Source organism: Leclercia sp. 1548 (assembly GCF_050435045.1).
In the GTDB taxonomy this organism is placed as follows: Bacteria; Pseudomonadota; Gammaproteobacteria; order Enterobacterales; family Enterobacteriaceae; genus Enterobacter; species Enterobacter adecarboxylatus.
In genome coordinates this window covers 463644-477821 of sequence record NZ_JBNDJP010000003.1, presented here as the reverse complement: position 1 = coordinate 477821, position 14178 = coordinate 463644, and the positions used below count along the sequence as shown (strand labels likewise).

The 14178-nt window shown below is 55.6% G+C and carries 16 protein-coding genes; 6 read left to right on the top strand and 10 right to left on the bottom strand.

What is annotated here, in order from left to right; all coding sequences use genetic code 11:
• Nucleotides 1–8 precede the first annotated feature (8 nt).
• Nucleotides 9–644, bottom strand: coding sequence for an OapA family protein (locus ABIE02_RS11740; RefSeq protein ID WP_032616204.1), 636 nt, complete (start codon nucleotides 642–644; stop codon nucleotides 9–11).
• A 231-nt stretch (nucleotides 645–875) separates the two neighbouring features.
• On the opposite strand from ABIE02_RS11740, the gene fklB reads away from it, so the two are divergent.
• Nucleotides 876–1496, top strand: a complete 621-nt coding sequence (fklB, locus tag ABIE02_RS11735; protein WP_032616205.1) for an FKBP-type peptidyl-prolyl cis-trans isomerase — start codon at nucleotides 876–878, stop codon at nucleotides 1494–1496.
• 306 nt (nucleotides 1497–1802) lie between these two features.
• Complete coding sequence (cycA, locus tag ABIE02_RS11730) at nucleotides 1803–3212, top strand: D-serine/D-alanine/glycine transporter (protein ID WP_032616206.1); 1410 nt, start codon at nucleotides 1803–1805, stop codon at nucleotides 3210–3212.
• A gap of 84 nt (nucleotides 3213–3296) precedes the next feature.
• Here the strand turns inward: cycA and ytfE are convergent, their stop codons facing one another.
• A complete protein-coding gene (gene ytfE, locus ABIE02_RS11725) occupies nucleotides 3297–3959 on the bottom strand; it encodes an iron-sulfur cluster repair protein YtfE (protein ID WP_032616207.1) in 663 nt (220 codons plus the stop codon).
• A 242-nt stretch (nucleotides 3960–4201) separates the two neighbouring features.
• Here ytfE and ABIE02_RS11720 point away from each other — a divergent pair, with 242 nt between their 5' ends.
• Nucleotides 4202–5851 (top strand): methyl-accepting chemotaxis protein, encoded by a 1650-nt coding sequence (locus ABIE02_RS11720; RefSeq protein WP_336994949.1) that lies wholly within the window; start codon nucleotides 4202–4204, stop codon nucleotides 5849–5851.
• Between the two features lie 280 nt (nucleotides 5852–6131).
• Here the strand turns inward: ABIE02_RS11720 and ABIE02_RS11715 are convergent, their stop codons facing one another.
• On the bottom strand, nucleotides 6132–6980 hold the full coding sequence (locus ABIE02_RS11715; protein ID WP_336994948.1) for an SDR family oxidoreductase: 849 nt from the start codon (nucleotides 6978–6980) through the stop codon (nucleotides 6132–6134).
• Between the two features lie 89 nt (nucleotides 6981–7069).
• Here ABIE02_RS11715 and ABIE02_RS11710 point away from each other — a divergent pair, with 89 nt between their 5' ends.
• Nucleotides 7070–7450 (top strand): winged helix-turn-helix transcriptional regulator, encoded by a 381-nt coding sequence (locus tag ABIE02_RS11710; RefSeq protein WP_032616210.1) that lies wholly within the window; start codon nucleotides 7070–7072, stop codon nucleotides 7448–7450.
• Nucleotides 7451–7525: 75 nt separating this feature from the next.
• Here the strand turns inward: ABIE02_RS11710 and ABIE02_RS11705 are convergent, their stop codons facing one another.
• The 4 genes from ABIE02_RS11705 to ABIE02_RS11690 form a co-directional block, all read right to left on the bottom strand.
• Entirely contained in the window at nucleotides 7526–8491 is a 966-nt protein-coding gene (locus ABIE02_RS11705; RefSeq protein WP_336994947.1) for a DMT family transporter, read from the bottom strand.
• 75 nt (nucleotides 8492–8566) lie between these two features.
• Nucleotides 8567–9391 (bottom strand): AraC family transcriptional regulator, encoded by an 825-nt coding sequence (locus ABIE02_RS11700; protein ID WP_336994946.1) that lies wholly within the window; start codon nucleotides 9389–9391, stop codon nucleotides 8567–8569.
• Between the two features lie 80 nt (nucleotides 9392–9471).
• Nucleotides 9472–9597, bottom strand: coding sequence for a hypothetical protein (locus ABIE02_RS11695; RefSeq protein ID WP_255212375.1), 126 nt, complete (start codon nucleotides 9595–9597; stop codon nucleotides 9472–9474).
• Between the two features lie 529 nt (nucleotides 9598–10126).
• Nucleotides 10127–10357 (bottom strand): ECs_2282 family putative zinc-binding protein, encoded by a 231-nt coding sequence (locus tag ABIE02_RS11690; protein WP_032616213.1) that lies wholly within the window; start codon nucleotides 10355–10357, stop codon nucleotides 10127–10129.
• Nucleotides 10358–10948: 591 nt separating this feature from the next.
• Between ABIE02_RS11690 and ABIE02_RS11685 the strand changes: the two genes are divergently transcribed.
• Entirely contained in the window at nucleotides 10949–11104 is a 156-nt protein-coding gene (locus tag ABIE02_RS11685) for a hypothetical protein (RefSeq protein WP_156107305.1), read from the top strand.
• Nucleotides 11105–11237: 133 nt separating this feature from the next.
• Here ABIE02_RS11685 and arsC read toward each other — a convergent pair whose 3' ends face one another.
• Genes arsC through ABIE02_RS11670 form a run of 3 tightly spaced genes read right to left on the bottom strand, consistent with a single transcriptional unit; the run spans nucleotide 11238 to nucleotide 13330 of the window.
• Nucleotides 11238–11663 carry a glutaredoxin-dependent arsenate reductase gene (arsC, locus tag ABIE02_RS11680; protein ID WP_336994945.1) on the bottom strand — a complete coding sequence of 142 codons (426 nt, stop codon included), beginning with the start codon at nucleotides 11661–11663 and terminating at the stop codon, nucleotides 11238–11240.
• Between the two features lie 12 nt (nucleotides 11664–11675).
• Nucleotides 11676–12965, bottom strand: coding sequence for an arsenic transporter (locus ABIE02_RS11675; protein WP_336994944.1), 1290 nt, complete (start codon nucleotides 12963–12965; stop codon nucleotides 11676–11678).
• A gap of 44 nt (nucleotides 12966–13009) precedes the next feature.
• Complete coding sequence (locus tag ABIE02_RS11670) at nucleotides 13010–13330, bottom strand: transcriptional regulator (RefSeq protein WP_059308889.1); 321 nt, start codon at nucleotides 13328–13330, stop codon at nucleotides 13010–13012.
• An 85-nt stretch (nucleotides 13331–13415) separates the two neighbouring features.
• Between ABIE02_RS11670 and arsH the strand changes: the two genes are divergently transcribed.
• Nucleotides 13416–14114: an arsenical resistance protein ArsH gene (arsH, locus tag ABIE02_RS11665; RefSeq protein ID WP_336994943.1), complete on the top strand. Its 699-nt coding sequence runs from the start codon at nucleotides 13416–13418 to the stop codon at nucleotides 14112–14114.
• Nucleotides 14115–14178 lie beyond the last annotated feature (64 nt).

The window sequence follows — 14178 nt, the reverse complement described above, 5'->3', positions numbered from 1 at the left end:
GCGAACCGCTATTTAGCGCGAACAAAGCTGCCGTCAGCCTGACGAGTAAACAGTACCTGCTGACCATTGCCGCTGTCGATGGTCAGCCCTGTCACCACGCCGCTCGCGTTCTGGCGGATCTGTACCATCTGACCGTTTTGCAAATTGCTCAGCGGCTTGCCTGCGCCCTCAACCTGCGCCATCGCATAGACGTCAGTCGGAGGAAGGTTGTGATCGCGGAACAGCTGCGCCATCGTTTTGCCTGACTCTACCCGATAGGAACGCCACTGCTGTTCAATACCTGGCACCGGCTGCGACTGCACAGGTGCGGCGGCCTGCTCCTGCGGTTGCTCTTCCTGAATTGGCTCCGGCTCTACCGGCGCCATCTGGCCTGGATCGTTTGTCGGGGAGACCAGCTGCGTCTGCATCGGCTGGGTATCGGGTTGCGGCTGCGTTTGCGAGCGGAAATCCAGTTCGGCATCCCGCCGGACAGGCGTTGTCGCGCTGTCGTCAGCCCCTGGCAGCAGAAAACCAACGATAACCATCAGCGCACCGATGATAATGCCTCTGCGGTGCAGGGGCGGCAGCGGGTCCATGAGGCGAAAGTTGTCTGGCGCATGCCAGATTTTCGTCAGGGTAGGTTTTAGTTCAAATGGCCCGGGCATGGCTCTCCTCCTGCTCCGCGTCTTTTTTCCTGTCCCAAGAAGTATAGTTCGCTAACTGCCTGATGAGCGTAGTAAAGCGGGCTTCCGTGACACACATTCGGGAAAAATCCAGATAGCCTCTATTGTTTCCGTTTCATCGCAATTTGTCATCTTTCCATGCGACAAAGTTTTACCGGATGGAAGGTGGCTGTTATGCTGCCCGCTACTTTAAATGTGATGGAAGGAAATCCCATGACCACCCCGACTTTTGACACAATCGAAGCGCAGGCAAGCTACGGTATTGGTTTGCAGGTAGGACAGCAGCTGAGCGAATCAGGTCTGCAAGGTCTGTTACCTGAAGCGCTGGTGGCGGGTATCGCCGATGCGCTGGAAGGTAAACATCCGGCGGTTCCGGTAGATGTGGTTCACCGCGCGCTGCGCGAAATCCACGAACGTGCTGACTCCGTACGTCGCGCGCGCTTCGAAGAGATGGCCGCGGCAGGCGAAAAGTTCCTCGAAGAAAACCGTGAGCGCGAAGGCGTGAACAGCACCGAAACCGGTCTGCAGTTCCGCGTGATCAATCAGGGTGATGGCGCAATTCCGGCGCGTACCGACCATGTTCGCGTGCACTATACCGGTAAACTGATTGACGGCACCGTGTTCGACAGCTCTGTTGCCCGTGGCGAACCGGCTGAATTCCCGGTCAACGGCGTGATCCCAGGCTGGATCGAAGCCCTGACGCTGATGCCGGTAGGCTCCAAATGGGAACTGACTATCCCTCAGAACCTGGCCTACGGCGAGCGTGGCGCAGGCGCGTCCATTCCGCCATTCAGCACCCTGGTCTTTGAAGTTGAGCTGCTGGAAATTCTGTAATTCCGCTCTCTTTCCTCTCCCCAGCCGGGGAGGGGAATTCAGTTTAAAAACCTATAGTTACGCGACAATCAACAGATTATCTTGCAAATGGTCACAGTAAGTGTATTTTTGTGAGCTGTTTTGCGTTGCTTAAGTGATATGCCACTCACTTTCAACATATTGTTAACATAATATTTAAATCATAGTATTCATCCCGCCGATTCTTACCTAATATCGATGAGTCCTTAACCGGGCCGTCGCTTTTCGACGTAATAAAGGGCCAGAAGAGCCTAAACAACACAGGCAGTAACAACAGGAAAACATCACATGGTAGATCAGGTAAAAGTCGTTGCCGACGAAGAGGCACCGTCTGAACAATCGCTACGGCGTAATCTCACAAACCGTCATATTCAGCTTATCGCCATTGGCGGTGCCATTGGCACCGGGCTGTTTATGGGGTCAGGCAAAACCATCAGCCTTGCGGGTCCGTCGATCATTTTTGTCTATATGATCATCGGCTTTATGCTCTTTTTCGTGATGCGTGCAATGGGTGAATTGCTGCTCTCGAATCTCGAATACAAATCCTTTAGCGACTTTGCGTCCGACCTTCTTGGGCCGTGGGCGGGGTACTTTACTGGCTGGACCTACTGGTTCTGCTGGGTGGTTACCGGGATGGCCGACGTTGTCGCCATTACGGCCTATGCGCAGTTCTGGTTCCCCGGACTGTCGGACTGGGTTGCCTCGCTGGCGGTAATTGTTCTGCTGCTGAGCCTTAACCTCGCCACCGTAAAAATGTTCGGTGAGATGGAGTTCTGGTTCGCGATGATTAAAATCGTCGCCATTGTCGGGCTGATTGTGGTCGGCCTGGTGATGGTCATGACTCACTTTACTTCGCCGACGGGCGTAGAAGCCTCGTTCTCCCATCTGTGGAATGACGGCGGCTGGTTCCCGAAAGGGCTGAGCGGATTCTTTGCCGGTTTCCAGATTGCGGTCTTCGCCTTCGTGGGGGTTGAGCTGGTAGGGACTACCGCTGCAGAAACCAAAGATCCTGAGAAATCCCTGCCGCGGGCGATTAACTCCATTCCGATCCGTATCATCATGTTCTATGTGTTTGCGTTGGTCATTATTATGTCCGTTACGCCGTGGAGTTCCGTCGTACCGACCAAGAGCCCATTCGTGGAGCTGTTTGTACTGGTTGGCCTGCCGGCTGCGGCGAGCCTGATTAACTTCGTGGTGCTGACCTCCGCGGCCTCTTCGGCCAACAGCGGTGTGTTCTCCACCAGCCGTATGCTGTTCGGTCTGGCGCAGGAAGGCGTGGCGCCGAGTGCATTCGCCAAGCTGTCAAAGCGTGCGGTTCCGGCGAAAGGGCTGACCTTCTCCTGTATCTGCCTGCTGGGCGGCGTGGTGATGCTTTACGTGAACCCAAGCGTCATCGGTGCGTTCACCATGATCACCACCGTCTCGGCGATCCTGTTCATGTTCGTCTGGACCATCATCCTGTGCTCGTACCTGGTGTACCGCAAACAGCGTCCGCACCTGCATGAAAAGTCCATCTATAAGATGCCGCTGGGCAAGTTTATGTGCTGGGTCTGCATGGCGTTCTTCGTGTTTGTGTTGGTACTGCTGACGCTGGAAGAGGATACCCGTCAGGCGCTGATCGTCACGCCGCTGTGGTTTATCGCACTGGGGCTGGGCTGGCTGTTTATTGGTAAGAAAAGAATGGCAGGCGTAAGGTAAAAGCAAAACGGCAACTTCGGTTGCCGTTTTTTTTATCTGTCTTTTTCTCCCTGTGGGAGAGGGCATCAGGCTGCAATAGTCTTATTATTCCCCGGCAAGCGCCCGCGGGAACAGCACGTTATTCTCGAGGCTGATGTGCTCCATCAGGTCGTCGATCATCTCGTTAATCCCGTTATACATCGCGCGCCAGGTGGTGCAGGCATCCGCCGGTGGGGTAACGTTATGGGTGATGTGTTTGATCACTTCCACCAGTTCACCCGCGTCATCATGCTCGCTTTCCATCACGCTGATTGGCCCCATCGCCTGGCTGCCCATTCCCTGTTTGATCATCGGGAACAGGATCTGCTCTTCTTTCATCATGTGGCTGGACAACTCTTCATGCAGCATGGTCAGGCTCTTCGCCAGGCCACGCGGTACAGAGGCTTTCTCGGCATGAACGCGCTCCACTTTGGTCGCCTGCAGGATCAGTTCCGGCAGCTGTTCGCGGTGGCGGTCATGGTAACGCACGATGATGTGATTGATGATCTCTGCCAGTGCCACGTTGCGCCAGTCTTTTTCCAGCGGTTGCTCAGCCAGTTTTGCCAGTTCAGCTTCGATGAGATCCAGATTCAGTTCCTTACGCGATGCTGCACGCGCCAGGGTTTGCTTACCGCCACAGCAGTAATCCATATCGTATTTACGAAACAGCGCGGAAGCGCGTGGGATGGAGAGCGCCAGCTCGCCTAAAGGTTGGTCGCGGAAGGCCATCATTGTTACCTCATCGTGATTTAATAACATGCATTTTAAATACATCTTTAAGGCAAGGATATAACCCTTTAGGGGCACAGGGAATAAAGTCAGTAAATTATCAAAAATTTCTTATGTTTTAACTTGCTGAATGGATTTGATTATTTCCAAATAATTGAGGTGGTTAGACCACCCAATGTTAAATAACATGCCTTCTCTGCCGATATACCCCTCAGTCAATATCCTGCAAAAGAAGGCTGAGAATGTTCAAACGTATTAAAGTAATCACCCTGTTAGTTTCGGTACTGCTGGTGCTCGGGCTGATGCAGATCATCGCCGCGACGGTTTTTATCAATGCCCTGAACAATGATAAGGACAATTTCACCGTCTCCCAGCTATCCAGCCAGAACGTGGCAGAGTTTACTGACGCGTGGATCAGCCTGAACCAGGCGCGCGTAACCCTTAACCGCGGCATGCTCCGTCTGCAAAGCAGCACGGCGACCGAGATCAACGGTACGCAACTGGGTGAGCTGGTCACCGCCGGTAAAGCCCGGCTGAATGAAGCTCAGGAGCATTACGACAAATATTACGCCCTGCCGGAAACCCCAGGGCTGGACGAGAAGCTGGCCGATCGGCTGGAAGAGCAGTACCGCGCTTACCACACTACGCTGACGAATATGAATGCGCTGCTGGCAGAGGGCAAGCTGGACGATATGTTCAAGCAGAATGCCGAGCAGAAGCAGGTGGCAATGCAGGCGGTGTACCGCGAATGGCGTGAAGCGCAGGCGAAGCTGGCCAGCGCAGGCATCACCGATAACGAAAACGACTACAAGCGTATCCTGTGGATCCTCTCCGCCGTTATGGTGATTGTCGTGGCAGTGATTATTGCCAGCTGGATCGCCATGCGCAACGTGCTGCTGAAGCCGCTGCATGAGGTGATCGCGCATATTCGCGCTATTGCCGCAGGCGACCTGACGCAACCGATCGATGGGCAGGGGCAGAACGAAATGGCGCTGCTGGCGCATAACGTTCATGAGATGCAAAAGGCGCTGGCCAACACCGTGGGCGTGGTGCGCGATGGGGCCGATACCATTTTCACCGGTGCCGGTGAAATCTCCGCAGGCAGTAACGACCTCTCTTCCCGTACCGAGCAGCAGGCGGCCTCGCTGGAAGAGACCGCAGCCAGCATGGAGCAGTTAACCGCAACCGTGAAGCAGAACGCCGATAACGCCCGTCAGGCGTCACGTCTGGCGCTGGATGCCTCATCCACTGCGAAAAAAGGCGGCAACGTCGTCGAAGGCGTGGTGCGTACCATGGACGAGATTGCCACCAGTTCCAGCAAAATCGCTCAGATCACCAACGTGATCGATGGCATTGCCTTCCAGACCAACATCCTGGCGCTGAACGCAGCGGTAGAAGCGGCACGTGCTGGTGAGCAAGGGCGTGGATTTGCGGTGGTAGCAGGGGAAGTTCGTACCCTGGCCCAGCGCAGCGCCCAGGCCGCGAAAGAGATCAAAGGCCTGATTGACGACTCGGGCGCGCGCGTCAGTGCGGGGTCCGCGCTGGTGAATGAAGCCGGGGCGACAATGGCGGAAATCGTCAGCGCCGTAACCCGCGTGACCGACATCATGGGCGAAATCGCTTCCGCCTCGGATGAGCAGAGCCGCGGTATTGACCAGGTGGGTCAGGCAGTGGCCGAGATGGATCGCGTGACCCAGCAGAACGCCTCGCTGGTAGAGGAGTCTGCGGCAGCGGCGGCGGCGCTGGAAGAGCAGGCGGCACGTCTGAATGAGGCGGTGGCGGTGTTCAAGATCGTTCACGGCCAGGCGGCCAAAGCGACACCAGTGAAAACCTATACCGCAAAAGCGAAACCGGTGCTTGCGACCACGGACGCTAACTGGGAAACCTTCTGACAGACGCCGGGTGGCGGCTACGCCTGACCCGGCCTGCGGCTTGTACAGCCCAACCCTCTCCCATCGGGAGAGGGAGCACACATAAAAACGGCAACCCCTGGGTTGCCGTTTTACGTTTATCTCGCGGTAAGTAAGCCGGAACACCCCGTGGCGAATGCCCGTTGCCTCTTCCGTCAGTTCCGGCTCGAAGGAGATCATCCGGTAGCGCCAACCGTGCGGGCCAGTTTTCACGACCGGAGATGACCCGCAGAGACGCCGCAAAAATCACCCTTTTTGACAGCTACAGGATGCCTTTCACGCTCTCCGCAAGGGAGGTCGTCGGATGACCCAGCAGCGCGCTCAGCGTATGACTGTCATCAAACAGACCGCCCTTTGAGGCACCGACATCGGAGTCGGCCAGCATATCGGCCAGGCCCGCCGGTAAACCGACACTCTTCAGCGCGGCGGCAAAATCGGCCTCGCTCAGGTTCTGATACACCACATTTTTACCGCTCTGGTGGCTTAGTTCGGCAGCCAGTTCGCTTAATGTCCACGCCTGGTCGCCCGCCAGCTCATAGACTTTCCCGGCATGACCCTCTTCGCTGATGACGCGCGCGGCAGCGGCGGCATAGTCGGCACGGGTGGCGGAGGCAATTTTGCCTTCTCCCGCAGCGCCGATGAACACGCCATGCTCCAGCGCAGGCGGGGCGCTGGCAAGATAGTTTTCGGTATACCAGCCGTTACGCAGCAGGGCGTAAGCAATGCCGGATTCGGCCAGCGCTTTTTCGGTGGCGACGTGCTCCACGTGCAGCCCCAGCGGCGAGGTATCGGCATGCAGCAGGCTGGTATAGGCGATAAATTTCACGCCCGCCGCCTTTGCTGCATTAATCACGTTCTGATGTTGCGCCGCACGCTGGCCTACTTCGCTCGAGGAGATCAACAGCAGTTTATCCACGCCCGCGAGCGCGGCGGTGAAGGCGGTCTGGTCGGTGTAATCGGCCTGACGGAAGGTCACGCCCTGCTGGCTCAACGCTTCGGCCTTGGCGGGGTTACGCACAATGGCGACCAGTTGGCTGGCCGGAACGGTCTCCAGCAGCTTTTCAATAACGTGTTGGCCAAGCTGGCCGGTAGCTCCGGTAATGGCGATCATGATGAATATCCTTCGTCTCGTGTGAATGTTATGGCACACTACCACCCAAGCTAACTTTGAGTAAGTACGTACAAAAAGGTAAGTATCAAATGAGCAATCTCACCCTCAGCGAACAAATGCGCGACGGCAATCTTTTTGCCGAACAGTGCCCTTCCCGGGATGTACTCAAGCACGTCACCAGCCGCTGGGGTGTGCTGATCCTGGTGGCGTTGCGTCAGGGGACGCATCGCTTTAGCGATCTGCGGCGCAAGATGGGCGGGGTGAGCGAGAAGATGTTAGCCCAGTCGCTTCAGGCGCTGGAGCAGGATGGTTTTATCAATCGCGTGTCGTATCCGGTGGTGCCCCCGCACGTGGAGTACAGCCTGACGCCGCTGGGGGAAGCGGTGAGTGAGAAGGTTGCGGCGTTGGCCGACTGGATTGAGCTGAATTTACCGCAGGTGATGAGTCACCGGGATGAACATGCGGCGTGATGCCGGGTGGCGGCTGCGCCTTACCCGGCCTGCGGGTTTTGTCGGCCCGACAGGTAAAGCGCCGCCGGGCGTTTTCTATGGTTGAGAAGCCGGAACAACCAGTGGCTTTTCCGGCTTCGCGCTGACGGCGATCACCACCCCCACGACCAGCAACACTATCCCCGTACCGGTTAACAGCGGCGGCAGGCTCTGGCGCATCAGGAAGGTATACAGCAGCCCGGCCAGAGTTTCGAAGACTATCAACGGGCCTAAGATCACCGTCGGCAATTTCTGGCTGGCGACGTTCCAGCACAGGGCACCCACCCACGAGCAGCAGATGGCAATCGCCACCATCAGTCCGAGGAAGACCCAGGGGCGCGGCCCCAGCGGCAGGGCGAATTCCGGCTGCTGCACATTCAGCCAGGCGCAGGCGGCGATATAGCCCAGCACCGACACCGGCAGCGTCACCAGCGCCTGCGCGGTAGCCCACATCATCGGATGTTTGTCCGGGTTCTCCCGCAGCCAGCGCGCATTACGCAGCGCATACCATGCCCAGCAAACCACCGACACCGACGCCAATAGGATCCCGGAGACATAGCGCCAGCCGCTGCCCCCAGCCGCGCCATGACGCAGTTCGGCAACGTTGACGCAGGCCAGCCCCAGCGCAATGGCGATCAGGCCTGGCACCATCTTCGACCACGCCAGTTTGCCGTCACGCTGGCTGTAGAGCAGATTGGCAAATACCGGGATCACCACCGGCAGGGTGCCGATGATCATCGTCGAGACGGGAGCGCCGGTGCGCTGGATGGCGCTGGCCAGGCAGATGTAATAGATGAGGTTGCCCATCATGGTCAGCGCCAGCGCGGTCAGCCAGTCCTGGCGTTTCAGCTGGCGTAAGCGCGCGCGGCCCAGCCAGGCGATCGGCAGAGCGATAAGCCCCAGCGCCAGATAGCGCCCCATCGACTGCAATGCCGCCGGGTACTCCGGCACAATCAGCGGACCGACAAAAATCAGCCCCCACATTAGCCCTGCAAGCAGGGCGTAAACTACGCCACTAACCATTTTTGTATCCATTTTCGCTAAACCTGCTGGCAGTGTAGAAAGGCAAAAGGGGGGCGTATTGTATGAGATTGCGCATTAGCGCTTTGCGACCTGCTTCTGGTAACGCACGGGAGTGATGCCATACCGCCGGGTAAACGCCCGGGTCAGGTGCGACTGATCGGTCAGGCCCGTCGCGGCAGCCACCTCTGCCGCCGGCAGCCCCCGGGTGAGGAAGTCTTTGGCGCGCCACAGGCGGATCGCCATCAGCATCTGATGGGGCGTGACGTGGAAATGGGCCTTAAACTGGCGCTGAAAATGGTACGGGCTGAGCGACACCACCTGCGCCAGCTCATCAAGCGTCAGAGAGTGCATGTAATTATCGTGCAGATAGTCGCGCACGCGCTCGAAGCGATGCGTCCCTTCGTGCAGGACCGGGGCATGGCGCGCCAGCGGTGTGAAGGTATCAATCAGATCCAGCAGCAGGCCTTTTTGCGCCAGCGGGTCGTCGGTGTGCCACAGGCCATAGATCAGCTGGCATATCTGCTGCGAACGACGGGGATCGTGGCGGGTGACATCGCTGAACCACCAGTGGCGAATGCCCGTCACCTCTTCCAGCAGATCCGGCTCGAGGTAGATCATCCGGTAGCGCCAGCCGTCAGCGGTTTCGGCTTCGCCGGTATGCAGCTCATCAGGATTCATGGTAACGACGGAATGGACGGGGGCAACGTACTGCGTTCCGCGATAGCGAAAGCGTTCGGCACCGGCTTCAATTGCGCCGATACCAAAGGCCTCGTGGGTGTGCGGCTCAAAGGCGTAGCGTGAAATATGGGCATGATACAGTTCGACGCCCGGCAGCTGCGCCAGATGGCGAAAGCGCGCGCTGTCTCTCTCATCGAAGAACTGTTCGGGTACGCCTTGCACGGTGAGCCTCCTCGCGGGTCAGATTTCATTATCAGAGATGACCCACAGGGATGCCACCAAAAATAACCACTTTTTAACAATTACAGGGTGCTTTTCACGCTCTTTGCGAGGAGCGGCGTGGCGGCATAATCCGCCTCGCTCAGATTTTGATACCCTCCGGCAAAAAGATCTCCGATATCTCCCGGGGTCGTCGCGGGTGGCTTCATGGCCGATCACCGGCGATGCGCGTAAACCCGTGTGCTGGCGCCTTAAATATTCCAGGTAAAAATATTTCTGACCGGTCCCCGCAAGCAGGAACCGGTTAAAAATAAGAGGGATGTAAAATATTTCGCACTGAAAAGGAAAGCGGGCCAGAAAAATAAATTTATCGGACAAATTTTTCGCGTTTAATAAATAAAACAGATAAAAATAGCTTTATGGCAGGAAGACGACTAGGCTGTGCCTGTGATGAATCCCCCTATGCGGCGGGGCGTCCAGACAGGCAGGTGAGTAGCGCGGTTCTGTGGTCTGGCATAGAGTCACCGGGAGGCACCCGGCATCACACCCAATCATGCACTCCTTTTTAGCCCATTATGTAAATTATGTTCACTGTACTGAATCGGATAGCGTCCCCTCGGAAATATCCGGGATGCTGCTCATGAATAATGGCCAGGTGATTATCAGGTAGGGTTTCAACGGTGCCACGACCGCAAACTGTGGCCCCGTAGATGATGGACAAGGCTGGTTACCTGAAAATTATTTTCGTTCCCACGGGGTTCCTTTAAAAACAGCTTCGATAGTTTCATCATCGCGTTTTCTTGTCGCATCGACATCTTGCTGTAGAACATCATCCTTATTAATTTCTCGACCACACTCAACACAACTTACGTCAACAAAGTTGGTTTCAAAATCAAAGTCATTGGGCATCGTCAGGAACGGGCTGCCGCAATACGGGCATGTAACTTTGAGATTTTTATTTTTAAGCATGGAAAAACCTCCTTTTTATTGTGGCGTATAAATATTAGCTCAGATTTTTTATAGAGAAAATACGAAACAAAGATGTCAGTGGTCGATAATTAGGGTGATAACAATGCGTTAAGTTTTTTCCAGCCAGAGCGACTTTATTCTGAAATGAAGGCATACGGGGAAAATGTAATAAATGCACAGTGAAGGATAGCGATTGCGGAACGATGACAGGCAAACATTGGGTCGGGTATTTATCGCCGTCACCATTGACGGTGAAACAGAAACAGAAGTCCTGCCGAAACCGTACGTCTCTGACTGTGTAGAGAGGCCAGTGGTGAGCATCTGGCGTCAGCGCCAGCAGCAAGTCGTGCGTATACAGGTTGAGCAGGAGGCGGCAAGGTTTAAGGCAGGGCAGGGTGGAGACTACGGCTGTCGCCAAGTCGAGAGAATATCAGGCTGTTCAGCCAGCGTTATTACCTGGTGTAGCTGCCTGGCTCCCCCCACCGACCAGGTAACAGAGGTGGCCGACGTAAAAATTTCAGGATGCTAATGACAAATGAAAAATCCGTTCTAAGATTCTGTAGCAAGAAAAGTGAGAATAAGGAGTTTCTTATGACATTAGCTATGCTGGCTGTTTTATCCGCGCTACTGATTGTTTCCGGGCTTATCTACATTTTGAGGCAGTTAATGAATGCCTGGTGTGATCCGGAACATCCTCAGGCAGGGAACTCTCTCCCTGGAACAGCAGACGATCTCTTAAAACGGTAAAACGGATAATCCAGGGGGGAGGTATCGCTGATCCTCATCTGGCGCACTCTGTACTACGTTTTATATCTGCTATGCGCGACAGGCGGACGCCCGCACAGAGTACACGGGCGTCCGTTAACGTGACGTGGACAGATTACTTAACCCGCTTCCCCGTTTCGTCAATGACCTTCTCGCCATCCTCTTTGGTAAACACGCCTTTCTGATCTTCCGGCAGAATATCCAGCACGACTTCTGACGGGCGGCAAAGACGTGTGCCAAGCGGCGTCACTACGATGGGACGATTAATCAGGATCGGATGCTGAAGCATAAAATCAATCAACTGCTCATCCGTAAATTTCTCTTCACTAAGACCCAGTTGTTCATAGGGTTCAACGTTCTTACGCAGCAGTTCGCGAACTCCAATCCCCATATCTGAAATCAGTTTAATCAGCTCGTCCCGGGTCGGTGGCGTATCGAGATAGTAAACGATGGTCGGTTCGTTACCGCAGTTACGGATCATCTCCAGCGTGTTGCGTGAAGTGCCGCAGGCCGGGTTGTGATAAATGGTAATGTTGCTCATATCAATATCTCATTACAAAGTGACAGAGAGCCGCCACGCCAGCGCGGCCAGAGTGACTAACAGCACGGGCACCGTCATGATAATGCCGGTACGGAAATAGTATCCCCAGGTGATCGTGATATTTTTCTGGGCAAGCACATGCAGCCACAGCAGGGTTGCCAGACTGCCAATCGGGGTGATTTTCGGGCCTAAATCGCAGCCAATCACGTTGGCATAAATCATGGCCTCTTTGACAACGCCCGTCGCGGTACTGCCGTCAATCGACAGCGCGCCAATCAGCACCGTTGGCATATTGTTCATCACCGACGACAGGAATGCCGTCAGAATGCCGGTGCCGAACGTTGCGGTCCATAACCCCTTAGCTGCCAGCAGGTTCAGTACGCCTGACAGGTACTCCGTAAGCCCTGCATTACGCAGACCATAGACCACCAGATACATGCCCAGCGAGAAAACAACGATCTGCCATGGCGCACCGCGCAGGACTTTCCCCGTATTGATGGCATGGCCTCTTTTCGCTACCGCAAACAGCACCGCTGCGCCGGAAGCCGCTATCGCGCTGACCGGGATCCCCATCGGCTCCAGTACAAAGAAACCGATAAGCAGCAGTAACAGCACAATCCAGCCCGCCCTGAAGGTTGCCGGATCCTTTATCGCACTGGCAGGGGTTTTCAGCAGCGAAATGTCATACGTCGCCGGTATATCCTTGCGAAAGAAGAGATGCAGCATGAACAGCGTGGCTGCAATCGCGGCCATATCCACAGGGATCATTACGGAGGCGTACTGCGCAAAGCCCAGATCGAAGTAATCCGCCGAGACGATATTCACCAGGTTAGACACAATGAGCGGCAGGCTGGCTGTATCGGCGATAAATCCTGCGGCCATGACAAAGGCCAGTGTCGTGCCCTGGCTGAACCCCAGTGCAAGCAGCATCGCAATCACAATTGGCGTCAGGATCAGCGCGGCGCCGTCATTGGCAAATAACGCAGCAACGGCGGCACCGAGTAACACTATCCAGGTAAACAGCAGGCGGCCACGTCCGTTACCCCAGCGGGAGACGTGCAGTGCGGCCCATTCAAAGAAACCGGACTCATCAAGCAGCAGGCTGATAATGATGACCGCAATAAATGCCGCCGTCGCATTCCAGACGATATTCCAGACAACGGGAATATCAGCAATATGAATGACACCGGTCCCCAGCGCCAGCGCAGCCCCGATACTCGCGCTCCAGCCAATACTCAGGCCTCTGGGTTGCCAGATCACCAGTACCAGCGTCAGTAAAAATATACTCCCTGCCACAAGCATTTCAGACTCCATTATATATGATTATGTGAATGTGTTTTTCTGTCTCAGCAGGCGGTGCAGGCTGATTTGTTCAGCCATTGACGTACATCCTCCCGCAGACACTGCCAGGACGACGTGATGGTCTCCGCTGCCCACGCCGGTATGTGGGGTGACAGGCGATAGTGGATCCACTTGCCTTCCCGGCGGTCAAGCACCAGCCCCGCCTCGCGGAGAATAGCCATATGTCGTGAGATTTTGGGCTGCGATTCAGCGGTGGCCGCGCAGATATCGCAGACACACAGCTCTCCAGACTCCCGCAGCAGCATCACGATGGCGAGCCGTGTTTCATCGGACAGAATTTTAAAAAGCTGAACAGGTTGTAGCATGATTCACTCCGTTCCCTTTAGAATACACATATGCTAATTCATATGTATTGATTTTGAAATCACCTGTTCTCCCCGGAGGAGAAAAATGGAACAATTTCCTGCCCTGAACACTGAATGCTTTGATCGACACATCGCTGGACGCCTGCACCTGCAGGAGCCGCCACGGATTCTGATCCTGTATGGCTCAGTAAGGGAGCGCTCCTACAGCCGCTTTGCCGCAGAGGAGGCCGGTCGCCTGCTGACGGCGATGGGCGCGGAGGTGAAACTCTTTAACCCCTCTGGTTTACCCCTGCCAGATGATGCGCCGGATACGCACCCGAAAGTCACCGAGCTGCGCGGTCTGGTCAGATGGTGTGACGGTATGGTCTGGAGTTCCCCGGAACGACATGGGGCGATGAGCGCAATTATGAAGGCGCAGATCGACTGGATACCCTTAAGTGAAGGCGCGATCCGTCCTTCGCAGGGCAAAACGCTTGCAGTCATGCAGGTGTGCGGCGGTTCGCAGTCTTTTAACGCCGTGAACCAGATGCGCATTCTGGGTCGATGGATGCGGATGTTCACTATCCCCAACCAGTCCTCAGTGGCGAAAGCCTGGCAGGAATTTGATGAGAACGGCCGGATGAAGCCCTCTTCCTGGTATGACCGTATTGTCGATGTCACCGAGGAGCTATTTAAGATCACGCTACTGCTGAAGGGGCAAACCGGCTATCTTGCCGATCGTTACAGCGAGCGAAAAGAGAGTCATCAGGCGCTTTCTTCCCGTGTTAATCAGGACAAAATTTAACGCTGCAGGGGCAAAGAGGGTGTAGGCGCTGGAGGTAGTCGATCTTGCTCTCTGTCCGCCACCC